General features: G+C 72.0%; 15 protein-coding genes. 6 read left to right on the forward strand and 9 right to left on the reverse strand.

The features are described 5' to 3' along the window. Nucleotides 1-91: 91 nt before the first annotated feature. The 3 genes from HHX40_RS06395 to HHX40_RS06405 form a co-directional block, all read right to left on the reverse strand. Nucleotides 92-1,780 (reverse strand): phospholipid carrier-dependent glycosyltransferase, encoded by a 1,689-nt coding sequence (locus HHX40_RS06395; protein ID WP_310737962.1) that lies wholly within the window; start codon nucleotides 1,778-1,780, stop codon nucleotides 92-94. 366 nt (nucleotides 1,781-2,146) lie between these two features. Next, a complete protein-coding gene (locus tag HHX40_RS06400; protein WP_182879765.1) occupies nucleotides 2,147-2,479 on the reverse strand; it encodes a helix-turn-helix domain-containing protein in 333 nt (110 codons plus the stop codon). Beyond that, nucleotides 2,476-2,853, reverse strand: coding sequence for a type II toxin-antitoxin system RelE/ParE family toxin (locus HHX40_RS06405; protein WP_182879766.1), 378 nt, complete (start codon nucleotides 2,851-2,853; stop codon nucleotides 2,476-2,478). Before HHX40_RS06405 ends, HHX40_RS06400 begins: the two co-directional genes overlap by 4 nt. A 192-nt stretch (nucleotides 2,854-3,045) precedes the next feature. On the opposite strand from HHX40_RS06405, the gene HHX40_RS06410 reads away from it, so the two are divergent. From HHX40_RS06410 to HHX40_RS06420, 3 genes are all read left to right on the forward strand, one after another. Next, nucleotides 3,046-5,223: a hypothetical protein gene (locus HHX40_RS06410; protein WP_310737963.1), complete on the forward strand. Its 2,178-nt coding sequence runs from the start codon at nucleotides 3,046-3,048 to the stop codon at nucleotides 5,221-5,223. Nucleotides 5,224-5,337: 114 nt separating this feature from the next. Continuing rightward, nucleotides 5,338-6,273, forward strand: a complete 936-nt coding sequence (locus tag HHX40_RS06415; protein ID WP_310737964.1) for a glycosyltransferase family 2 protein — start codon at nucleotides 5,338-5,340, stop codon at nucleotides 6,271-6,273. Then, nucleotides 6,270-7,355 carry a glycosyltransferase family 4 protein gene (locus tag HHX40_RS06420; protein WP_182879767.1) on the forward strand — a complete coding sequence of 362 codons (1,086 nt, stop codon included), beginning with the start codon at nucleotides 6,270-6,272 and terminating at the stop codon, nucleotides 7,353-7,355. Before HHX40_RS06415 ends, HHX40_RS06420 begins: the two co-directional genes overlap by 4 nt. Before the next feature lie 133 nt (nucleotides 7,356-7,488). On the opposite strand, the gene HHX40_RS06425 is transcribed toward HHX40_RS06420, so the two are convergent. After that, nucleotides 7,489-8,433 (reverse strand): lysylphosphatidylglycerol synthase transmembrane domain-containing protein, encoded by a 945-nt coding sequence (locus tag HHX40_RS06425; protein WP_310737965.1) that lies wholly within the window; start codon nucleotides 8,431-8,433, stop codon nucleotides 7,489-7,491. 147 nt (nucleotides 8,434-8,580) lie between these two features. On the opposite strand from HHX40_RS06425, the gene HHX40_RS06430 reads away from it, so the two are divergent. The 3 genes from HHX40_RS06430 (at nucleotide 8,581) to HHX40_RS06440 (ending at nucleotide 11,712) form a co-directional block, all read left to right on the forward strand. After that, nucleotides 8,581-9,435, forward strand: a complete 855-nt coding sequence (locus tag HHX40_RS06430) for a class I SAM-dependent methyltransferase (protein WP_310737966.1) — start codon at nucleotides 8,581-8,583, stop codon at nucleotides 9,433-9,435. After that, entirely contained in the window at nucleotides 9,432-10,358 is a 927-nt protein-coding gene (locus HHX40_RS06435) for a lysylphosphatidylglycerol synthase domain-containing protein (RefSeq protein ID WP_182879768.1), read from the forward strand. Before HHX40_RS06430 ends, HHX40_RS06435 begins: the two co-directional genes overlap by 4 nt. Nucleotides 10,359-10,584: 226 nt before the next feature. Continuing rightward, nucleotides 10,585-11,712: a glycosyltransferase family 4 protein gene (locus tag HHX40_RS06440; RefSeq protein WP_182879769.1), complete on the forward strand. Its 1,128-nt coding sequence runs from the start codon at nucleotides 10,585-10,587 to the stop codon at nucleotides 11,710-11,712. Nucleotides 11,713-11,826: 114 nt separating this feature from the next. On the opposite strand, the gene HHX40_RS06445 is transcribed toward HHX40_RS06440, so the two are convergent. The 5 genes from HHX40_RS06445 to HHX40_RS06465 all read right to left on the reverse strand — a co-directional run bounded on the left by HHX40_RS06445 (nucleotide 11,827) and on the right by HHX40_RS06465 (nucleotide 23,127). Further along, nucleotides 11,827-12,030 carry a hypothetical protein gene (locus HHX40_RS06445; RefSeq protein WP_182879770.1) on the reverse strand — a complete coding sequence of 68 codons (204 nt, stop codon included), beginning with the start codon at nucleotides 12,028-12,030 and terminating at the stop codon, nucleotides 11,827-11,829. Nucleotides 12,031-12,061: 31 nt separating this feature from the next. Beyond that, nucleotides 12,062-12,472, reverse strand: a complete 411-nt coding sequence (locus HHX40_RS06450) for a hypothetical protein (RefSeq protein WP_182879771.1) — start codon at nucleotides 12,470-12,472, stop codon at nucleotides 12,062-12,064. Nucleotides 12,473-12,559: 87 nt separating this feature from the next. Next, nucleotides 12,560-12,823: a hypothetical protein gene (locus tag HHX40_RS06455; RefSeq protein ID WP_182879772.1), complete on the reverse strand. Its 264-nt coding sequence runs from the start codon at nucleotides 12,821-12,823 to the stop codon at nucleotides 12,560-12,562. A 9-nt stretch (nucleotides 12,824-12,832) separates the two neighbouring features. After that, nucleotides 12,833-19,696 (reverse strand): polymorphic toxin-type HINT domain-containing protein, encoded by a 6,864-nt coding sequence (locus HHX40_RS37560; RefSeq protein ID WP_182879773.1) that lies wholly within the window; start codon nucleotides 19,694-19,696, stop codon nucleotides 12,833-12,835. A gap of 86 nt (nucleotides 19,697-19,782) precedes the next feature. Beyond that, complete coding sequence (locus HHX40_RS06465; protein WP_182879774.1) at nucleotides 19,783-23,127, reverse strand: LamG-like jellyroll fold domain-containing protein; 3,345 nt, start codon at nucleotides 23,125-23,127, stop codon at nucleotides 19,783-19,785. Between the last annotated feature and the right edge of the window lie 384 nt (nucleotides 23,128-23,511).

A 23,511-nucleotide genomic window follows, 5' to 3' on the forward strand; every position in this document is an offset into this window, starting at 1 on the left:
AGAATCAGTTTGTCTTTACCCCGATTTGGTGTTCCCGAAGCTGTTCGAGCAGGTCACAACATCCTGGCGGCGCTTCCGAAGGGATGGCCGGTCACGCGCCCTCGCGGCCGCCTCGCGATGCCGGCGGGGCAGCCGAGGCGGCCGGCCGTGTGACGGCCAGCGCGGCGGCCAGGCAGGCGAGCGGCACCGCGGGCAGCGTGTAGCGGTAGTCGAACTGCGCCGTCGCGGCGGGAACGAGCAGCAGTGCCCAGGCCGTCGCCCAGGCGAGCCCCCAGCCCCCGGGTTCCGGGGCGCCCGGAGCCCTTCGGGCCGCTGTCGCCCGCCTCGCCGTCCATGCGGCGGGCGGCACCAGGAGGACGGCCAGCAGCGCGGCCCCGGGCAGCCACGCCACCCGCTGGTAGCCCCGCATCCAGCCCGCGAGCGGCTCGGAGATGCGGACGGTGAGCGGCCCCTGCTCGTAGCGCCGGGCGAACTCCTTGCCCACCAGCGCGGGATACCGGCCGGGCGGCGGCGGCACGGTCGCGGGAAAACGGTAGTAGCCGTAGGTGTCGGCGTCCGGGTAGACGGGCCGCCCGGGCGTGAACGACCGGCCCAGCTCGGTCAGGGTCGTACGGAGGTAGTCGAGCGGCTGGCTGCGGATCGCGAGCGAGGCGAACCTCCCGGCCAGCGTGTCGGTCTCCTTGGTGAACGTGATGCCGGGCAGCCGGACCAGGGGCGACGCGGCGTCCCAGATGTACTCCTGGGACACCGGGCGGGACGCGGGCGGCCGGGGATCGCACAGCACGGCGAGGTCGGCCGGCGGGTCCATCACCGCGCAGTCGGCGAACGACATCGTCCGGGCGTAGAGGAAGACGCCGTTCGAGCCGATGATCCCGAGCCGCTGGTGGCTCGCGTAGAACCAGCCCGCGTACGCGGCGACCGGCACGAGCGCGGTCACCAGGAAGGGCAGGACGATCGCGGCCACCACCCCGCCCGGCCGTACCGTGCTCGGCCGCGCCGTTCCTTCGGTCTCCGCCGTGGTCTCCGCTGTGGTCCCCGCCGCGGCGCCCGCCCGCCGCATGCCGTACGCGAGCAGGAACAGCGCGAAGACGGCGATCAGCGGGAGCCCGACGGTCCTGGTCAACGTGGCGGCGGCCAGCAGGAGGCCGAGCGCGGCGGACGCACGTGCCGTCAGCCGCCGGCGCATCGCCAGGCACACCGCCGCGACGAGCAGGAACGTGAACAGCGAGTCGGAGACGAGCAGGTGCTCCAGCTCGATCTGGTAGGCGTCGAGCAGCACCGGCGCACAGGCCAGGACGGCGGCCCACGCGCGGCCTCCGCGCCGCAGGACGGTCACGTAGACCATCACGCCGGCGAGCAGCCCCAGCACGTGCTGGACGGTCACCACCAGGGCGAAGCTGTGGAACGCCTCGAACAGCCGCAGGAACATCGAGTAACCCGCCGGCCGGACGAGGTCCGGCCTCGGCCGCATCGCGGTGACCACGTACGTGTAGGAGTCGGGGAACCACAGCGCGGGCCGGTAGCCGAGCACGGTCACCAGCCGCAGCAGCGCACCCAGCCCGAAGACCCCGAGAAACCACCGGTGCCGGCGCGCCCAGCCCGGGAGGTCCTCGCGCGCCCAGGCCATCGGACGCACCGGGTCCCGGGGGGCCGGCCGCCCGCGCCCCCAGCGCCGGAGCCGCTCACCCCACCCCGGACGCTCCTCACCCCAGAACGCCTCGTTCACGCCTACTGCGCCGGGCAGCGATTCAGCCGGTTCGCCCCGGAGCGGTCCGCTCACGCCTGCTGTGCTCGCGTCGGCTGTGAGCGACTCGGCCGGTTCGCCCGAGAGCGATCCCCCTCGTAGCGCCCCGCTCACGCGCGGTTCGCTCACGCCCGGTTCGCTCACGCACGGATCGCCGGGCGGCGATTCCTCTCGTCCGCTCGGGAGCGGTTCCGCGGGGAGCGGCTGCCTCGGGAGCCGCCCCCGCGCGGGAGACCCGCTCCCGCTGTCCGACACCTGCACTCGCCCCCCTGCCCGCTTCCCGGCGTACGCTACCGGAGTCGCCCGCAGTGCTCGGGCCTCAGCGCGGACCAGCGCACGCAGCGGAGCGGAACGGCGTCGCGCTCTCCTGGATCACACGTCTTACCGGTCGCAGTGGACGGTTCAGGCCACCTTCACGGTGTGATCGCCGAAGTCGGCCACGACGTCCAGTGTGCCGCCCAACGCGACGACATAGGCACGCAACGTGTCCAGCCCACCGATCTGGCCGTGCTCGATCTGGGACACACGCGCCTGAGAAATGCCCATGCGTTCGGCGAGGAGCTTCTGGGAGATGCCCAGGCGCTTGCGCATCTCGGCGAGCTGGGCGCCGCGCAACTCTGCCCGCAACTCTTCGCGGCTGGCCTCCCGAGCCGCCACCCGCTCGGGGGAGTCCCAATCAGGGGCGATCTCGCGGATCTTGGCCTTGGTGTCCGACCACTTCACGAACTCGGTCATCCCCGTTCCTCCTTCTCCTTCTCGGCACGGTATGCGGCGTACCGTGCCTCAGCCAACGGGATCGCTGTGCGATACCACCGGTTCCACTCCCCTGCCTTGTCACCGGCGACCAGCACGATCGCCTCCCGCGTGGGGTCGAAGACGAACAGCAGGCGGATCTCCGCCTCTCCGGGAACCCGTGGCCGTAGCTCTTTGAGGTTGTGCAGGACACGAGAGTGGTGGATCCGATCGACCAGCGGACGACCGAGTTTCGGACCTTGCACAGCGAGCTCGTCTAACGCTTCCTCGATCTTCTCCGCAGTGACTGGGTCGTTCTTGCATACGTCGAGGAACCAGGCGTTCACCTCGGCGTGCAGCGTGATCTCCCATGCCATACTGCCAATATAAGAGTTACTTATGTCATTCGACGCGTCAACAGCTCTGTGCGCCGCAGTCGTGTCTGTGGGCGACGGCGACGCGTGTGGTGGGGGACGGCGGGGAGAGGGCGTGTGCCGGGGCGGACCGATAGTCTCGGCTGCATTCCAGCGAACAGTCGTGGGCGTACGCGGCTGCCGGGCGGCGGTCCCGTGGACGGGGTGGCGGGCAAGGCGGCCGACGGGGTGGCAGGGAGGGCGGCGGGCAGGGTGCTCGCGGCCGTCTCCGTCGTGCCCGCGCTCGCGCTGTGCGGATGGCTGCTCGCCGGGCTGCCGCTGCTGCTGCTCGGCTGGTTCCGGCCGCTGCCGATGACGCTGCTGGGCGGTGGAGCGGCCGTCGTGCTGTGTGCGTACGGCCTGCGTCGCCTCCCCGGGGTCGCGACGGAGCACCGATGGCCGACGGCGGCCGTCCTCGCCGTGGCCCTCGGGTCGGGGGTCCTCAACGGGTTCCTGCACGGCGAGCAACTGATCGTCCGGCGCGATCCGGCGACGTACGCGCAGTACGCCGTCTGGCTGGCCCGGCACGGGTCGCTGCCGATCCCGGTGGGCGACTTCGGCGGCCCCGATCCCGCCCTGCGCTTCGGCAGCATGGGCTTCTACCTGGTCGACGGCGGGATCGTCCCCCAGTTCATGGCCGGACCGCCCATGATCCACGCGATCGGCCACTGGCTGGGCGGCGTGCCCGGCCTGCTGCTCGTGCCGCCTGTGCTGGGCGCGCTCGCGGTGCTCACCGTCGCGGGGACCGCGGCGCGGCTGGCGGGCCCGCGCTCGGCGCCCCTGGCGGCCCTCGTCTTCGCGGTCAGCCTGCCGGTCCTCTACACGTCCCGGACCACCTTCAGCGAGATCCCCTCCCTGATCCTGCTGTTCGGCGGGATGAACCTGCTGCTCGACGCGCGGACCCGGCTCCGGGCCACGCCCTCCCGCCCGGAGCCGGAGCCTGACGAAGAGCCGGCCGCGCCCGCGGGGCGGATGGGTCCGGGCTTCGTGCCCGCCGCCCTCGCGGGGCTGTCGTTCGGGCTGGCGCTGCTGGTCCGCATCGACGGCCTGCGTGACGTGCTGCCCGTCCTGGTCCTCGCCGGGGTGCTGGTCGCGCTGGCCAGGATCACCGGGAACCGGAGGGCGGAGGGCCGGCTCGGCGTGCCCCTCCTGCTGGGTCTGGCCGTCGGCGCGACGTGGGGCTTCACGGATGGCTACGTCCTCGCCCGGCCCTATCTCGCCTATCTGTCCGGTTCGCTCAAGCCCCTCCTGGCGATCTGCGCCGTCGTCGTGGTCCTCACGGCCGCCGGCGCCGCTCTCGCTCCGTGGCTCGCGTCGCGTACGCGGTCGTCCGTCCCCCGTGCCCGGTGGCTGCCCGGGGCCGCGGCGGCCCTCGTCGTGCTGGTCATGGCGGGCTTCGCCGTACGGCCGTGGGTGCAGACCGTGCGGCGCGTCGCGGTCACGCCCGAGGACCGGCTCACGTCGGAGTTCATCGAGAAGACGCAGATCGCCAACGGCCTGGCGCCCGACGGCTCACGGCTGTACTACGAACACTCCCTCGGCTGGCTGTTCTGGTACGTCGGCGTTCCCGTCGTCGTGCTCGCGACCGTCGCGGCGGCGGTGCTCGCCCACCGCCTGGTCAGGGGGCGCGAGTTCGCCTGGCTGCTGCCCCTCGCCGTGATCGGCTGGACGACGGTGACGACGCTCTGGCGTCCCGCGATCACCCCCGACCATCCCTTCGCCTCCCGCAGGCTGGTGCCGGTCGTCATTCCAGGCCTGGTGCTGCTGGCCGTCTGGGGGCTCCGCTGGCTCTCCGGACGGTTGCGGGAGCGGCTCGCGGGCGAGCCCGCAGGGCCGTTCGGGTGGTTCGCCGCCCGGCCGTGGCGCTCGCGGGCGGCCGCCGCGGCGGGAGCGCTGCTGCTGGTCGTGCCTCCCGCGATCACCTCGATCGGGACGGCGTTCACGCCGGTCAACCGGGGCGAGGCCGCGGCGGTGGCGGGCCTGTGCGGCGCGCTGCCGAAGGACGCCTCGGTGCTGATCGTGGAACGGGTCACGGGCGACCGCCTCACGCAGGTCGTGCGGGGCGAGTGCGGCCTGCCGGTGGCCCGGGTCGGCCACCCCCAGGGCTCCGACGTGCCGCGCCCCGCCGACGTGCTGCGCCTCACGGGAGCCGTCCGGCGTACCGGCCGGGTGCCCGTGCTGCTCGCGGCCGAGCCCGAACAGCTCATGGCGTACGGCCCGGCGAGCCGGGTGATGAGCCTGCGCACCCGGCAGGACGAGCGGTCGCTGGCCGACGCGCCCAACGGCACCTGGTCGCTCGGCATCGACGTCTGGACGACCGTTCCCACCGGATAGATCCAGGGTTCGGCGTGTGGACTCCCCTGTGACCGAGGAACCGCCCTCCGGCTCCGAGGCCGAGCGATTCGAAGTGAGACCGTCACTTGGCGGGGGAGAGTACCCTTGCCGGACGTGACCACGCCCGAGACCTCTGGAAGCGCCGTGACTCCCGCACAGACACCGTACGTCACGATTGTCCTGCCCTGTTACAACGAGCAGGACCACGTCGTCGACGAGGTCGAGCGTATCTCCGCCGCGATGGACGCCAGCGGTTACACGTACGAACTGCTCGCCGTGGACGACTGCTCCACGGACGAGACGCTCGCGCGCCTGCAGGAGGCGGCGCCGCGCTTCCCGAACATGCGGATCAGGGCGTTCCACCGCAACGGCGGGTCGGGCACCGTACGGCGGATCGGCAGCCAGGAGGCACGCGGCGAGATCGTCGTGTGGACCGACGCCGACATGAGCTACCCGAACGAGCGGATCCCCGAGCTGGTCCAGATCCTGGAGAAGGACCAGACGATCGACCAGGTCGTGGGCGCGCGGACCACCGAGGAGGGCTCGCACAAGTTCCTGCGGGTGCCCGCGAAGTGGTTCATCCGCAAGGTCGCCGAGCGGCTGGCCGGGCAGAAGATCCCCGACCTCAACTCGGGCCTGCGGGCCTTCCGCAAGTCGGTGGCCAAGCCGTACCTGCGGCTGCTGCCCCCCGGCTTCTCCTGCGTCACGACGATCACGCTGGCGTTCATGTCGAACCAGCACGACGTCTACTACCTGCCCATCGAGTACGCGAAGCGGGCCGGGAAGTCGAAGTTCAACTTCGTCTCCGACGCCTACCGCTACATCCTGCAGGTGCTGCGGATGATCATGTACTTCAACCCGCTCAAGGTGCTGATGCCGCCCGCGCTCTGGCTGGTCGGCATCGGCCTGGTCAAGGGCGTGTACGACATGATCAGCCACCTGGCCTTCTACCTCACCAGCAACACCGTCGTGACCTTCCTGTCCGGCATGCTGATCGGGGCGGTGGCCCTGCTGGCCGACCTGATCGTGCGATCCAGGGGTGACATTTGAGGATCGCGATCGTCGGCCCGACGTATCCGTACAAGGGCGGCGGGGCGCAGCACACCACCGAACTGGCCCACCGGCTGCGGGCGGCCGGGCACGACGTCGTCATCGAGTCGTGGCGGGCGCAGTACCCGTCCTTCCTGTATCCCGGGCAGCAGACGATCGACAGCCCGGAGGGCGAGCCGTACCCCGTCACCCGCCGTGACCTCGACTGGCGCAGGCCGGACGGCTGGGTCGCCTGCGGGCGGCGGCTGCGCGGGGCCGACCTCGTCGTGCTCGCGGTGCTCAGCCCGGTGCAGGTGCCCGCCTACCTGGGAATCCTGTACGGCCTGCGCCGCCGGGCCCGGGTCGTGGCACTGTGTCACAACGTGCTGCCGCACGAGAGCAAGCCGTACGACCGGCCGCTGGTGAAGGCGCTGCTGCGCCGGGTGGACGGCGTGCTCGCGCATTCGGAGCAGCAGGCGGACCTCGCCCGCGGGCTCACCGCGGCGCCGGTGCGGGTGGCCGCGCTCGCGCCGCACCTGCCCGCGCGCGGCGCCCGGACCGGCGAGGGCCGCGAGCCGTACGGAAGGCTGCTCTTCTTCGGCATCGTCCGGCCGTACAAGGGGCTCGACCTGCTGCTGGAGGCGCTCGCGCAGGTGCCGGACGTGCGGCTGACCGTGGCGGGCGAGTTCTGGGGCGGTCTGGAGGAGACCCGCGCCCTGATCGGCCGCCTCGGCCTGGCCGGACGGGTCGACCTGCGGCCGGGGTACGTGGCGGCCGACGACGTGCCGGGGCTGTTCTCCGAGGCGGACGCGCTGGTGCTGCCGTACCGTTCGGCGACGGCCAGCCAGAACGTCTGGCTCGGGCACGAGCACGGAGTGCCGGTGATCGCCACCCGGGTCGGGGCGCTGCCGGACAACGTCCGCGACGGCGTGGACGGCCTGCTGGTGGAGCCGGGCTCGGCCGGGGCGCTGGCCGAGGCGATCAAGAGGTTCTACGAGCCCGGGACCCCGGAACGGCTGCGGGCGGGCGTCGCGCCCATCGATCCGGAGCCGCACTGGGCCGTGTACCTGGACACCCTGCTCGCCGCCGCGCCGCCGGCCTGAGCGGCCAGGGGACTCGTCGCGACTGAGCCAGGAGGCGGCTCGGGGCCGGGCCGCGAAGCCTGCTCAGCGGGGGAGCCGTTCAGCGGGGCCGTGCGGCTCACTGGGCGCGGACGGCTCACTGGGCGCGGGCGGCTCATCGGGTGCGGGCGGAGAGGTCGCCCGGCGCTTCGGCGCGGACCCCGCGGGCGAGGAGGAAGCCGAGGCCGGCCCAGGTGACGTCGGCGAGGGTGAACATCACCCGGGACACCACGGCGACCACCAGGGCGCTGGGCGTGTCGAGCAGCGGGGCGAGCGCCACGACCATCGCGCCCTCCCGCACGCCGATCCCGGCCGGGACCACGACCGTGAGGATGCCGGTGGACCAGGCCAGCGCGTACGCCCCGGCCGCGATCGCGTAGAGGGACACGCCGCCGGGTCGCAGGCCGCCCACCAGCGCCCACAGGTGCACGCCGTACACGAGCCAGCCCGCCATCGTCCACGCGGCGGCCCTGGTCATGTCCGCCCCGCTGGGCACCCGGTCGAGCGGGTCCCGGCGGGCGACGCGGAGGGCGAGGTTGAGGCCCCAGGCCAGGACGCGCGGGTGGAGGCCGACGAGGATGAGCGGGACCAGCGCGAGCAGCCACCACGCCTCCCGCGCGATCTGCCCCGACAGCGTGGCCGCGGTGAGGGCGAGCGCGCAGCCCAGCGAGGTCACCAGCCCGAGGGCGGTGGCGCCGAACGTCCGCCGGGGCGGCGCCCCGTGGTCGCGCGCGAGTTCCATCATCGCGGCGAACGCCCAGACCGCGCCGGGGATGTACTTGCCGAGCTGGCCGACGAACAGCACCCGCGCGGCCACGCGCAGCGGCAGCGGGGAGCCGAGCCCGGCGAGGATGTCGCGCCAGGCGACCAGCATGAACGCCAGCCCGGCGAGCACGGCCAGGAACGAGACCCCGAGCGACCACCACGACAGCCGCTCCAGGGCGGCCCAGGTCTCCGTCCCGTTCCGGGCGAGGCCGTACGCCAGGAAGGCGAGGGCGGCCAGGGCGAGCAGCACGCGCGGCAGCGGGCCGGAGCGCAGGCGGTTCGGCAGGCGCGGCACGGGCACAGGGTACGGCCTGACGCTACCCGCGGGTAGGTCCGCCGCGCGGGTTGTCCACAGCGTGGGTTGATCGGCGACGGGGGCGGGGCGGGCACGGGTACTGTTGGGCAGCGTGGACGACCGTCAGGACGCGAGGGTGATCGACCGGTGAGCGGGGAACGCGCGGCCCAGCTGGAGTACTCCGAGTTCCAGGGCGCGATGCTCGACGAGGAGAAGCGCCGCCGCAAGGCCGCGAAGATCATCGCGGTGCTCGCGCACTTCCTCGGCAGGGACGCCGGCAAGCCCGAGGAGGCGTTGTCCGGGCTGACCGTCGGCGACGTGGGGTGCTCGGCCGGGTTCATCGCCGACGAACTGGCCGCCGCGGGCGCGCGCCGCACGCTCGGGCTCGACATCGACGTCCCCGGGCTGCGCAGGGCGGCCGACCGCTTCGGATCCCGGGTCGGGTTCGTCTGCGCGGACGGCTCCCGGTTGCCGCTGCCGGACGGCTCGGTCGACGTGCTGGTCTTCAACCACATCTACGAGCACGTCGTGGACCCCGACGCCGTGATCGCCGACATGCACCGGGTGCTGTCCGACGACGGCGTGCTCTACCTCGGCCTGGGCAACCGGCTCGGCGTGATGGAGCCGCACTACAAGCTGCCCTTCCTGTCGTACCTGCCGCCCGCCGCGGCCGACCGGTACGTGCGGGCGTCCGGCCGGGCCGACCACTACTACGAGCGCTTCCGCACCCGCCCGGGGTTGCGGCGGATGCTCGCGGACTTCCACGTGTGGGACTACACGTTCCCGGTGCTGGCCGCGCCCGAGCGGTTCGCGGGGGGCGAGCTGTTCCCCGGCGCCGTGGGCCGCGCCGCCAAGGCCACGCTGGAGCGCACCCCGCGCCCGGTGCTGCGGGCACTGCTGCCGGTCGTCCCCACCTATCTGTGGGTGGCCACCAAGACGCCCCGCCGTCCGCTCGGCGCGGCGCTTCCGCAGCCGCCGGAGCCGGTGCGCACGTCGCGATGAACCGCCGCAAGCTCGTACGCACGCTGTTCCTGCTGGTCGCCCTCGGCTTCGGGATCTGGGCCGTCGCGGGCCAGTGGAGCGCCGTGGCGGACGGCTTCGCCCGGCTGCACTGGGCGGCGCTCACCGGCTCCCTGGCGGCGGTGCTCGGCGCGCTGCTCGCGGGAATGCTGATGTGGCGGGCGCTGCTCGCCGACCTCGGCTCGCCGCTCGCGTTCACCGACGCGGCGAAGATCTTCTTCGTGGGCCAGCTCGGCAAGTACATCCCCGGGTCGGTGTGGCCGATGCTCGCGCAGATGGAGATGGGCCGCGACCACGGCGTGCCCCGCTCGCGGAGCGCGGCCGCCTTCTTCCTCACCTACCCGGTCTACCTGGGCACCGGCCTGCTGGTGTCCGCCGTCACGCTGCCGGTGCTCGCCGGGCAGTCGGTCGCCCGGTATGCCTGGCTCCTGCTGCTCGTGCCCGTGCTCGCCGCCGCCCTGCATCCCGCCGTGGTCAACCGGGTCATCGCCTTCGGGCTGCGACGGCTGCGCAGGGAGCCGCTCGAACGGCCGCTCTCGCGCCGCGGCCTGCTCGTCGCCTCGGGCTGGGCCCTGGCCGGCTGGGCGGCGTACGGCGTGCATCTGGCGCTGATCGTGCGGGGCCTCGGCGCGGAGGGGACGCCGGCCCTGGTCCTGAGCGTCGGCGCGTTCGCGCTCGCCTGGTGCCTGGGGTTCGTCTTCATCGTGGCGCCGGCCGGGGCGGGTGTGCGCGAGGCCGCGATGGTCGCGGCGCTCGCGCCCGTGCTCGACCGGCCTGCGGCCATCGCCGCCGCGCTGTGCTCCCGGCTGCTCGTGTCCCTCGGCGACCTGGTGTGCGCCGGGGCCGCCGGACTCGCCGCCCGCCGATCCACCCGTACGCGGGAGGAACCCGTCATCCGAGCCTGATTCCGTGGATTGGGTGCGGATTTGCGCATCCTGGAGGACAACCCCCATGTGATATCACTCACGTTTCGGGGGAGGCCGGAAATAGAGTGACAAGGGAGGGATGCTGGGCAGGCGTCCGTGCGTGGCGTGGGCCCGAGGGTCCCTGCCGGACACCTGCCGGAACAGCGGGACCGCGAGGACGGGGGGGAGCTCCGCCGGAGCGGGCCCAGTGAGGGGAGCGATTCACTTGACACCCCGAGTGCTCGTCGACGCCGCCGCCGTCCCCGCCGATCGCGGCGCCCTCATCAGGTATGTCGACGGTCTGGTCGCGGCCCTGCACGAGGCGGGCGCCGATCTCGCGCTGGTCTGCCAGCGCGCGGACGCCGAGCGGTACGCGGCGCTGGCGCCCGCGGCGCGGATCCTCTCCGGACCACCCGCGATCACCAACCGGGACAAGCGGCTGGCTTGGGAGCAGACGGGGCTGCCCGTCCTCGCCCGGCAGGCCGGGGCCCGGGTGATCCACGCCCCCTACTACTCCATCCCGCTGGGCTCCGGCCTGCCCACGGTGGTCACCGTCCACGACGCCACCTCGTTCACCGACCCCGACCTGCACGACCCCGTCAGGGCCTCGTTCTTCCGGTCGGCCACCCGTACGGCCGTCCGCCACGCCAACCGGGTGATCGTGCCGTCCAAGGCCACCCGGGACGAGTTGGTCCGGGTGCTCGCCGCCGACCCCACCCGGATCGACGTCGCCTACCACGGGGTCGACTCGGCGCTGTTCCACCCGCCGGCGCCCGAGGACGTGCGCCGGGTGGCGGGCCGCATCGGCCTGCACGGCCGGCCGTACGTCGCCTATCTGGGCGCGCTGGAGCCGCGTAAGAACGTGCCGAACCTGGTGACCGGCTTCGGCCGTGCGGTCGCGCACCTGTCCGACCCGCCCGCGCTGGTGCTGGCGGGCGGTCCGGCCTGGGACGAGGAGGTCGACGCCGCGGTGGCCGCGCTGCCGCCCCGGGTGAAGGTCGTGCGCCCCGGCTACCTGCCCTTCGCCGACCTGCCGGGCTTCCTCGGCGGTGCGCTCGCGGTCGCCTCGCCGTCGCGGTGCGAGGGGTTCGGGCTGCCGGTGCTGGAGGCGATGGCCTGCGGGGCGCCTGTGCTGACCACCCACCGGGCCTCGCTGCCGGAGGTGGGCGGCGACGCCGTGGTCTACACCGAACCCGACGCCGACAGCATCGCGCGAGCGCTGCGGGCCCTGCTGGAGTCGCCGGAACGGCGTGCGTCCCTGGCCGCGGCCGGAGTCACCCGTTCGCGCGAGTTCACCTGGAAGCACTCCGCCGAGGCCCACCTCGCCGCCTACCAACGCGCCGTCGAGGGTTAGCGCCACTCCGATCCGCCGGGATCCGATCGATGCTGATCCGCGCACCGCGCTCGCGCCGATGTCGGCTCTGTCTAGTGGACCGGCCCTTGACGCGGAGACCCCGCATCAATTCGTTCAGCTCATGGCCGGTGAAACGGTTGGCGCCCTGAGCTCCTGCGGCATGTCCCAGCCCGAGCGCATCATATTTTCCCAGTTACCGATCTCGACGTTGTCGATGGCGTCCGCGAGGCTGCTCAGCCGGGCCTGTTCCGCATACGGCTTTGACAAGGCGAGACCACGCGTCTCCTCCCAGATGTGCTTGGTGGCGTTCGGATTCACCCAGACCTCGGTTCCGGATGACGTCGTGAGATCAGGGTAGGCGGAGCACTGCCTCGATGAACTCGGCAGGGGGGAGATAGGAGTGCTTGTCGATGTAGTGCACGATGAGCGTCGGAGCTGAATACACAACGCCGTCCTTTGCGGCAACGTAAATTTCTCCGGTCCCCAACCAGGCATGTCCACTCCGGCTTCCCGGCACAGGGATCCTGATCGGTGATTCCTCCTCACAGAACTCGCAGTAGTGGAGTCCCCGCATGACATCCTGCGGGGTCGAGGCGAGGCGGTTGAGGATGGCAAGGACCGCGGGAGCGCATCGCCCCGTCTCAAACTCCCGGCCCCTGCCCAGCCATCCGAAGTTCAGCATCCTCACGCCGTTGTGAGGTGCGGGCTGATTCGCGTCCTTCCAGTAGGTGCACGGCGAGAGATCCTCGTACGTCGCCACTTATCTGACCTCCTGACTCCAAGCTCGGAGGGCACCTCTCCGCATATTCGGGACACTTCAGTCACCTTTCGGCCCGGGGATCCAGGCTCAGGTTTCCCTGCGGCCATCCAGGATCGCTCGCCATTGGTGTTCGATATCCGCATCTGGCACCAGTGGAGCAAAGTTCTCGTCGAACATTGAAACCATCTCACGAGACTCGACCATGGACAGCCCGATTGCTTCGCTGAGAACCCTCATCAGGTTGAGGGGAGTCAGTTTGAAGGATTCGTTCAGTGCGAGAAAGCTGAGTAAATCAATGAAACGGCATCCTTCCCGAATGCGCTGACGAACGTCAGCTGCAACGCCTTCCATTACAACCCCCTACCGTACGAAGCGGACCAGGACGTTCGTGTAGGCGCCCGGGTCGCCTACGACGTTCTGTACCTGGATATTCGTGAAGCCGTGCCGTGCCGCCATCTTGCCGGTGAAGGTATTTGCTGCAGCCTCTTCAAGGGGCATGCCACCTCGAACCATTTGATTGAATGTATTGAGGTTGCTCGGCATCGCGGGCACCCATTTTCCTTCGATCGCGGAAATGTTATTCACGCCGAAGTGGTTGACTGCGTCGTCGAACATTTGGGAACCACGCGGAGTTGTCGGGCCTTTTTCAATTGCCAGACTGAGGACTCCGTCCTTGGCGGTGGCCATTACCCCGCCTTCCGAACCTCCATAAAAGTTCGCGTACTCCCCACAAAGCCCACCGGTGTTGTGGACGAGTACCGGGGTGTTGCCGACCACCACATAGTAGGTGTGGAGGTCGGCAATGGTGAGGTTGTGGGCGTGCTGGTGGTGGGCGGTCCACTTCTTGATCGCGGTGATCTGGACGAGGGTGCCGGCGCTGGTGCGCAGCCACATGCCGGGCTTGAGGTTTCTGGCGTCGACCCAGGCGCGGCGGCCCGGGGCCCAGAAGGGGTGGCCGTCGGTGGCCGTGACCGTGCCGGTCTTCGTGCCGTCGGCGATGGCGATGCGCACGAGGTGTTTGTCGCCGTAGCCGTGGATCAGGGCGGTCACCGGGCGCGAGCCGGTCTCGCCGGTCTCCGGGTCGGTGCTCTTCACCCGGTCGCCGACCTGGACGTCCTCGATCGGCTTGGTGGATCCGTCCGCGAGCAGCACCGCCGTGCCCGGCACGAAGCTGTTGCACGCCGCGGGCGCCGAGCGGCCCTCGGCCGCGGCGGTGACCCGGCCGGCCCTCCCGCCCACGGCGGCGCGGATCGAGGGCGCCGCCGCCTTGACGGCGGCGCCGATCGCCCTGCCGATGCCGGCTCCGGCGAGGCCTTCCAGTGATCCGATGGCGGCGGATCTCAGGGCGTCGCCGACGCTGTGGATGTTGTCCTGCATCGCGTCGGAGACCAGATGGGCGGCGGCTCCGGCGAGCATGGCGCAGCCGACGGTGCCGGCTCCCGCCGTGACCGCCTCGCAGGCCAGGCCGACGCCGACGGCGACGATGGTGGAGACGATGACGGTCTTGTGTTCGGCGACCCACTGCCCGGCCGTGCTGACGGCCTTGCGGATGTGACAGCCGAAGTTCCACGTGCCGCAGGTGGGCTTGGGCGCGTGGTAGACCGGGGTCGCCGAGTAGTGGCCGACGGGCCGGTAGCTGGGGTGCGAGCGTATCGGGCGGTGGGCCTTGGCCGCCGCGACGTCCTGCTGCCAGCCCCGGTAGCCGCCGTTGCGGCCGTTGGCGTAGTCCTCCGGGATGAGGCCGTCGGGGTCGCTGGAGGTGACCGGCGAGTTGTTCGCGTACGCGTAGCCGTTCATCTGCTGCGGGTCGGCGACGTCGATCAGCGGGTCGACCGACAGGAACCGCCCGGCCGCCGCGTCGTACTCGCGGGCGCCGAGGTGGGTGAGCCCGGTGGAGGCGTCGATCGTCCCTCCGACGAAGCCCTTCTCGCCGGGCCAGGCGGTGGGGACGGTCCCCCGGGCCTGCCCGAACGGGTCGAAGCGGCGCAGCGTGACCGTCTGCGTCGACGCGTCGACCGCGGCGGTGGCGGTGCCCTGCGGGTCGGGGGCCAGCCAGGACAGGCCGGCCTTGGTCCGCACCGCGACCTGCGCCCCGCCGTGGCTGTAGTAGCGGGTGTAGGAGGCGGCCTGGGAGGCGGCGTCCAGGCGGACCTCCTGCCCGGGCAGATAGAGAGTGGTGCCGGCGGGGTCGCGGCGGATCAGCCGGTTGCCGTCGGCGTCGTACAGATAGGAGGTGGTTCTGCCCGCCTCGGTCACCTTGGCGAGGTGGCCTTCGGTGTCCCATTCGAGGGTCTGCTGCACGGCCCCGGCGGTGCGGCCGGTGGTGTTGCCGGCCGCGTCGTAGCCGTAACCGTCGCTCTGCCCGTCGTTCGGGCCGCCGGCCGTCGCGACTGTGCGCAGCGTGTGCGGCTGCGGCTGCCCGGCGGTGGGGAAGGTGGAGGTGCGGGTGACGTCCCCGCTCCCGCTGTGCCGCACCTCCCGCGTACGGTTGCCGGTCGCGTCGTAGCCGAACGACGACCAGTACGGCGCGGGCCCGCCCAGGACGGACGTGGACGGGGCGGCGGCGCAGTCCTCGGCGCCCTGTGCCCAGGCCTCGGTCAGCCGCCGCAGGTGGTCGTAGGTGAAGCACTGGACGTCGGGGGTCTGCCCGGACGGCTTGTCGGCGATCGAGGTGATGTTGCCGGCCGCGTCGTAGCCGTAGTTGAGGTCGCTGATCCCGACGGGGGCGGTCTCGCGCTGGGTGAGGACGCGGTTGAGGCGGTTGGTGCCCTCGTCGAAGTAGAAGTACCGCATCACCCGCTTGCCGGTGCTGCTCGTACGCAGCGTCTGCCACAGCGGCTGGGACAGCTTGGAATACTTGGTGTCGGTGACGTAGCTGGTCAGGCCGCTTGTGGTGACCGGGTTGCCGAGCTCGTCGTAGCCGTACAGCATGACCTCGCGCAGCATGCCGCCGGCCGCGGGAATCGCCGACCCCGACAGGGTGCCGTCGACGTTGTACGACGCGCCGTACTGGTAGCTCCCGGCCAGCTTGCCCTCCGCGGCCGGGACGACCACGGTGGTGGAGGTGGCGCGGTAGGCGTCGTCGTAGCTGTCGACCTTGGTCGTGTACGCCTGGCCGCCCGCGTAGCGGGTCGAGGCCACCGGCAGCCCCTTGACCGAGGTCCCGCTCGCCAGCGTGTCGTACGTCCAGTCGGCGAGCTTCGTGCCGGTGGGCGACCCGTCGTACCTGCCGGTCGGGCGGCCCAGCACGTCGTAGGTGTAGGCGAGGGTCCGGCCCCGCGCGTCGGTGCTGGAGGCGAGCTGGTCGAGGTCGTCGTACGTAAAGGTGGTGCGGCCCTTGTCGGGGTCGTCGGCGCGGACCCGCCGGCCGCGCGGGTCGTAGCCGTACGACCACTGGTTGCCCGCGGGGTCGGTCACCTTCGCGAGCTGCCCGCCCGGGGTGTAGGCGTAGCGGGTGGCGTCGTAGGCCCCGGTCGGGGTGGCGCCCTTGTACTGCCGCAGTTCGGTCGTCCGGCCGCGCGCGTCGGTGTAGGTGGTGGTCGCCGTGCCCCCGGCGGGCGGGGTGAGGTCGACGTGGTCGCCGCCGTACGCGGTGGTGGTCCGCCACTTCTCCACGTTGTGGACCAGGAAGATGGAAGCGGTCGGCCGTCCCGCGCCGTCGTACTGCGTCCGCGTCTGGCCGGGGATGTCGGCGTCGTTGCCCACCTCCCACAAGGTGGTGGCGGGGGCCTGGTCGTTGAAGTAGGGCTGGTTGGCCTTCACCGCCTGGCCGCGGCTGTCGTAGTAGGTGTCGGTGATCAAACGGCCGCCGCCGGGGGCGGGGGCCTGCGTCTGCCGCGCCCGCAGCAGCCCGTCGAACAGGGTGTGGCCGGTGGTGTAGGTGCCGTCGTTGCGGATCGTCTCGGTGGTCACCACGACCGGCTTGTCGGTGCGGACCAGATAGGAGTACTTCGCACTGGGCGAGGTGGAGTTGCTCGCCTTCGGCCGGGTCGGCAGCCACACCTGGCTCGTCCGGCCGAGCGCGTCGTACGTCACGTCGGTCCGCTTGCCGTTCGGGTCCACGACTCCGGTCGTGGCGCCCCACTCGGGGCGGATCTCCGTCGTGGTCACGTGACCGGCCGGGTTGGTCACGGTCGTCTTGGTGACCAGGCCCCCGGAGGCCGGGGTGTAGGCGGTGGTCGTCTTGTGCTGGGCCGCGTCGGCGACCTCGACCACCCGCCCGTACGCGTCGTACTTCGTGGTGGCGACGGTGACGTACGAGGGCGAGCCGTCGTAGCCGGCGAGCTTCTCGGTGGTGGTGACGTCGCCCTTCGTCGGTGCCGCGCCGAAGGCGAGATCGTCGTAGGACATGCGGGCGTCCGACAGCAGGTCCTTCGACCGGTCCGGCGTGACGGAGCAGGCCACCGAGACCGTCTCCACCCGGGCGAGCGTGTCGATGATCCACTTGCTGTCGTTGCGGGCGTACGTGTTGCGCACGCACTGGTCGTCGTCCGCGGTGGAGGTGTCGCCGAGGTCGTTCACCTGGGTGGCGAGCGCGTCGTTGTTGAAGGCGGTGGCGGTCTCGGTGCGGCGCCACCCGCCCGCGGTCAGCGCGGTGCGGGTCCGGGTCCTGGCCGTGTCGACCATGTAGGCGCGGCTGGTGCCCCAGGAGCGGACCCGGGTGGCGGTCGGGCCGCGCGTCCACGGGTCGGAGATGGTCCCCTCCAGGACCGTGCCGCCCGCGCGGGTGTAGGTGGTCGCCTCGCGGACGACGCCCTGCAGCCAGTCGTCGTCGGTGCTGGCCGTGCCCTCGGAGTCGGTCACACTCGCCGAGCGGGTGCCCGAGGAGGTCTTGTCGCCGTCCATGCCGCGGAAGTAGAGGTATTCGGTGAGCGACCGCTCCCCGTCCGGGTCGCCCTCGTAGACGCGGACCTTCTGGTACCCGCGCCACTGCGACCAGGTCTTGTACTTCTCCTTGGTCAGCCCGTCGTCGTCGTCGTAGTGCCAGGCCGCCGGGCCGACGTACTCGTAGCCCGTGGTGGTGAAGGGCGCGCCGCCGGTGCGGTCGATCTCGCTGACCTCGGTGACGACGTACTTGTGGAACCAGTCCTTGATGGGGTCGCTCGCGCCCTCGGGCGTCCAGTACTGCGGGAAGCACCGCTTGGTGTTGGCGTCCGGAGCCGGGGTCTGACCGGCCTCGCACTCCTCGCCCGAGTAGGTGACGGAGATCTGACCGCCGGTCTCGTTGGAGACGACGGTGATCCGCCGCTTGGTGAACGGCGGCAGGCCCTCGGTGCCGTCGACCCGGTTGTGCATCTGCGCGCCGCCGAACGTGACCGCGGGCAGGGCGGCGCTGCCGCCGGCCTTCCCGGTCTGCTGGACGGAGTCCAGCCACAGCGCGGGGTCGGTGCCGTCGCCCGCGCCCGGGAACAGGTGGGTCAGGGTCCAGGTGTCGACGTCGGCGTACGCGCTGCCGGACCAGATCTGCGTGGTGATCGAGGTGAGCCGCTTGCGCGACCAGAACGTCGGCGAGACCTTGCCGGTGCACGACTGCCCGGAGTCGCAGTTCTGGTCCATCGGCACGTCCGGCCAGTGTGCGGCGTTCGCGGTGGTGAACTTCGACGCGGCGCAGTCGAACGACGAGTCGGGCAGGCACCGCTCGGCCACACCGAAGGTCACGCGGGCCGGCGCGGAGGCGGAGAACAGGCTGTCGGACCGCTGCGCGTAGTCGATCCGGCTCGGATAGCCGCCGCGGTCGTAGGAGGTGGCGGTGGCCAGGTTGCGGGCGTAGTAGTTGGTCTCCTTGGCGTACCAGTAGGTGGCGGCGTTGCCGTTCGGATCGACGACGTAGTCGAGGTTCCACCGCCACGCTTGCCTGCACCAGGACGCGGCGTACGTCGAGCCGTGGCAGGGCTCGCCGGAGTCGTCGCCGAACACCGGGACCGTCCAGGTGGAGTCGGTCTCGGCCTTGCCGGACGCCCAGCCGGGCAGCCGGGCGAGCCCGAAGAAGTACTGCGTGCCGTCGGTGGTGGTGATCTTCCAGTGCTCGCCGTCGTCGTCGCCGTTGGTGGCGCCGGTGAGCTTCTCCACCTTGGCGGCGTCGTCGTTCTTCATCCGCCACACGCCGGTCGCGTCGTCGCGGATCAGCTCGCTCGCCTTGCCGCCCAGGGTGACGGTCGCGTTGTCGTACGCCCAGCACTGGTCGCCGGTCTTCGGCGTCACCCCGTCGTCGGCGCAGGACTTGTAGCGGCGCTCGACGAACCCGCCGGAGGTGAGGTCCCAGCCCTCGCCGATCCAGGAGGTCTGGTTGTTGGTGGAGGCGGTGCGCCCGTCCACACTGCCGGAGGAGTAGGACAGCGCGAGCTGCGGCATCGGCCCGCCCAGCCCCGGGGGCGTGCGCAGCGGGTACGACCAGGAGAACTCGCCCGTCGAGCCACCGCCCGACCAGGTCGCCGACGGCGACAGGGAGCTCGCGGTGAAGTCGCCCGACCCGCCCGAGGGGGCCGCCGTCAGCGCGTACACCGAGCCGCCCGCCGCGGCCGTCGCCGCGCCCGCCGCCGACGACGATCGCGCGGCGTCGTCACCGGCTGCGGGCGCGGCCTGGACGACGGCGGTGACCTTCCCGCCGTGGTTCTCGCTCGGGACGGGAGTCGCGGCCCGGCACGCGGGGGCGCCAGGGGTGGTCAGCGCGCAGGCGGGCAGCTGGACCAGCCGCAGCCGCGAGGCCCAGTCACCGCCGTAGGCGTCCGCGAAGCTCGAATAGTCCACCTCGAGGTCGGCCCGTCCGGCCGCCTGCTCGTCGGTGCGGGCGACCCGCACGACGACGCCGTCCACGCCGAGTCCGGCCGTCGCCTTGCGGTCGAGCACCTGCACGGCGACGGTGCCGGTCCCTGCGCCGGTCCCTGCGCCGCCGGCCTGATCGGCGGGCACGCCGACGGAGACGGGAAGATCGCCCGCGCGAGCCCTGCCGGTGCCGGAAGGGCGCACGGTGGCGGTGCCGGGCTCCGGCCAGGCGGCCGCACGTGCCCGCCACGCCGTGCCCGCCTCGGGGTCCTTCCCGGCGGGCCGCGCGCTCCCCGTACGGCCGGAGACCGAGGAGACGTCGCCGGGCCGGTGCGGGCCCTCCGGCGCCGCCTCCGCCGCGCGCGGCACCTGGAACAGGCCGAGCAGTAAGGCCGCCGCCACCGGCGCCGCGAGACGGGTGGTCCACCTGCGGGACAGGGGGACCACGGGTTTGCCGATCACTTCAGAGCCTCCGTGAGGACGGGCGGAGCCGGGAGAACGAGGGGAAGGAGCGCGGTCGTCACCGGCCGCGCCGGTCGGGGGAGTGGTCACGCGAGCCCCAGTGCGAGGCCGAGGATCTCCTCGTCGGTCAGGACGCCGGTGTAGACGTGGACGTCGTCCAGGTCGCCCGGCCAGTAGCCGGTGGCCGCGCCCGCCGATCGGGCCCGGCCCATCTGCAGCGCACCGGTGGAGTTCCAGGGCGAGCCGAACGCGGCGACGGCGACCTTCTGGCCGTTGACGTAGAGCCGCTGTTCCTGACGCGGGTAGTCGTACACGCCCGCCAGCAGCGTCCACTGCTCCAGGTCGACGGGGGCCAGCGCGGGGTCCGCGGCGGCGCTGAACAGGCTCGCCGTGTCGGTGTCGGCCCCCGGTACGTCGAACGACCACTTATCGGTGGCGCCGAAGACGCGGTAGCCGAGCGTGAAGGCGCTGCGGCGGGTGCCGTCCTGGCTCACGGCCGTCGCCGTCTGCCCCGCGCTGTCGAGCCGGACCCAGGCCACCGCGGTGAAGCTGCCGTCGGTCCGGGTGACGTACGCCGGTGTCGCGGCGTACTGGCCGGAACCCGGCAGCGCCAGGGCGTTGAGGTCGTGCCCGTCGGTGGTCCACCCGGCCCCGCCGGACAGGGTCGCGGCGCGCCCGGTGTGGCTGGTGGAGGTGGCGGCGGACGTGCCGGTTCCCTCGTCGAACCGCCACCGGCCCTGGTGCTGCGGCGGCCGGTTGACGAGGTCGGCCACCTCGGACGGGTAGACGATGCGGTCCCACACCCGGACCTCGTCGACGACTCCGCCGAAGTAGTTGCCGAGCACCCCGTCGATCTTCATGCGGCCGATCTCGAAGGCGCCGGTCGCGTTCCACGGCGTGGTGAAGGCCGGTTGGGACGACTGCAGCCGTCCGTTGACGTACAGGCGCAGCTGGGCCGCGGCCGGGTCGTACACGCCGACGAGGTGCTCCCAGGCGTTGAGCCGGGCGGGCGCGTCCGAGACCGCCTTGACCGGCGAGACGCCGTCCGCGTCGGAGGGGCGGCGGCCGAAGTTCCACTTCTTGTCGCCGTGGTTGTAGTAGAGCTGGAAGCCGGCGGCGCGGTTCCCCTCCTGGGCCGCGACCGTGTTGACGTGGGTGTCGTTGGTGACCTGCGCCCAGGCGGAGACGGTGAAGGCCTTGCCGGTGTCCAGCACGGGGCCGCTCGTCGCGAGGCGGCTGCCGGTGCCGTTCAGGTAGGCGGCCTTGACCGAACGGCCGCCGCCGAAGGACACGTCGGTCGCCGTCAGCGTCCTGCCGCCGACCGCGTCGGCGGCGGTGGCCGACGCGGCGGCCTCGTCCATCGTCCAGTGCGAGACCGGCCCGGCCGCCGTGAAGGAGACGTAGAACTGGTAGGCGGCGTACGGCCCGAGGTTGCCCGCCTGGTCGACCGGCCACACGTACACCGTGTTCAGCCAGTCGTGGGACGGGGCGATCTGCACGGTGGCGGCCCCGGACGACGCCTGCACCCGGCGGCGCGCCGTGATGTCGTCCACGGCGTAGTCGAAGGCGACCACATCTGGGTCGGCCGCGTTCCGCGTGAACGTGAAGGCGCCCGGGCGGCCGATTCCGTCGTGCCACAGGCTCGGATCGGCCGGCTCGTCCCCCGGATAGCGCGCCGAGGAGACACCGGGCAGTCCCGCGGGGACGGCGGTGTCGACCCGGAACTCGCACCAGGCGCTCCACGGCCCGCCGTCGGTCCCGTCGTACGCCCGGACGCGCCAGGAGTAGACGCCGCCCTCGGCCAGGCCGGACAGCGTCACCTTGTGCTCGACCGGGTCGACGGACGCCTTGTAGCCGGTGGTCTTGGTGTACAGGTCGCCCCAGGTGCCGGCCGAGGGGTTGTGGACGTTGACGTCGAACTCGGCCCGGACCCCGTCACCCGCCTTGTCCGGGTCGTAGATCTTCGCCTTCAGCGCCGGGGTCAGGGAGTTGACCGCGGGCCGCCCGGAGCCCGTCGCGCAGGGCGTGGCCGGGGCGGTGCCCATCGCGGCGGGCCGGCTGGGCACGCTGTTGTAGGTGACGACGAGCTTGGCGGTGTCCTGGTCGAATCCCTTCCAGCCGTAGTTGTCGGTCTCGTCTCCCGCGATCAGGCCGAGGGTGGTGTCGTCGAGCCCGCGCCCGGCCGTGCTGACCACCGCGTCCGTCGCGTCGAACTCGATCCCGCCGCTGTCGCACCCGCCGGGGGAGTAGCCCTTCGCGACGTTCAGCTCGTCCAGCTTCTGGTGCAGCGCCGGCTGCTTGGCCCAGGTGGTCGACTGGGAGATCGGCCCGGTGAACCACAACTGGACGGGCCGCGCGCTGCACGACCAGGACCAGGTCTCGGTGATCCGGAACGTCGCCTTGAGGATGTGCTTGTACGCCACGTGGTCGGTTCGCATCCGGTAGAACGAACGACGCTTCACCGAGCCGTTGTACGAGCCCGCCTCGGACCGGTGACTGGGATTCCAGCCGGTGTAGGAGCCGTCGGACGACACCATCGCCCAGCCGAGCCTCGACCCCGTCCACTCCGGATCGATGAAGACGGGAAACGTGGTCCCCGAGTCGGTCAGCATGGCCCGGTCCGGAGTGATCGAGATCGCCGACGAGGTCACCTCGGTGGGCATCGTCGCGCGCCTGCTCCCGCTTTCCGGGGCATCGGCGAACGACGCCTGCCGCCCCGCGGTGGCACCCGCGGCGGACGAGTCCCACATCTGCGGCGTGGGGGAGTGGAACACCACCGCCCCGCCCTCGGCGACCGCCTGGGCCGCCCCCTCCGCGCTCTCGCTGACCGCCACCCCCTTGGTTCCCAGGCCGAAGGTGATCGTGGCGAGCGCCGGGTTGGCCGCCGCCTGCGCGTCCTTCACGACGAGCACCTCGGAGAAGCCGGTGACCGAGGCCGTCACCCGCAGGTCGACCCCCGGCAGCACCTCCGGATATGTGGCCGACGCCCCCTCGATCTCCGGCGTCGGCAGCCTGCCCGGCCAGCTCATCGACAGCTCACGGCCCTGGTCGGAGATGGTCGCGAACGGACCGTCCCCGCCGCCCGACAGGGACAGGCCCACCGCCGTCGCCACCGGTGCGATCGTCCCGTCGGGCTCGGCCCGCAGCGTCGTGTCCACGGCGGCCCACCCGGCGCCCCGGCGGACCCGGACTGGCAACGGGCTCTGTTCGAGCGTGAACGTCCCGTCGCTGTTGGCGTACACGGTCCGGTTCTCCGTCCGCCGGTCGAGCACCTCGACGGGCTGCCCGGAGGTCCGGGCGGCGCGCAATGCGGCGGCTTCGTCCTGCTGCGCCGCCGGAACCGGCTCGGCGTACGCACGGCTCCCGGGCGTCAGCGGTGACAACGCGGCGGCGATCAGGACGAACGCGGGCATGGCACGGTGCAGCCTCAAGCGGTGCAGCCTCAAGCAGGACTCCAGGAAAAAGGAGGATGGCCCCGAATGGGGGTGAAAGAGGATTGGCGCGCCGATAGGGAGCTCCTGGCCGCGCCGACACATGTAATGCGCCGGTTAAGTGGTATGTCAAAACGTGTGGTGCCGATTGCTACTCGGGGGCGGATGTGCCGAAGTTCCGTCGCTTCGCCGTTTCCTGGCTCGACCAGCAGTGATGCGCTGCTGTGTGCGCGAGTGGCGGGGAATCGGAAACCGGCGGCAGGTTAGGGGTGTATGTCCGATCGGATATGCCGCCACGCCGCCGTGAGCGGGAGAGAAATGCGTGCCGGAACTCCGGGCTCCCGGCATGGGGCCGGCGATACGGTCGGCGAAAAGGGATTATGA

This window comes from Microbispora sp. H10949 (assembly GCF_014161435.1).
Lineage (GTDB): Bacteria > Actinomycetota > Actinomycetes > Streptosporangiales > Streptosporangiaceae > Microbispora > Microbispora triticiradicis.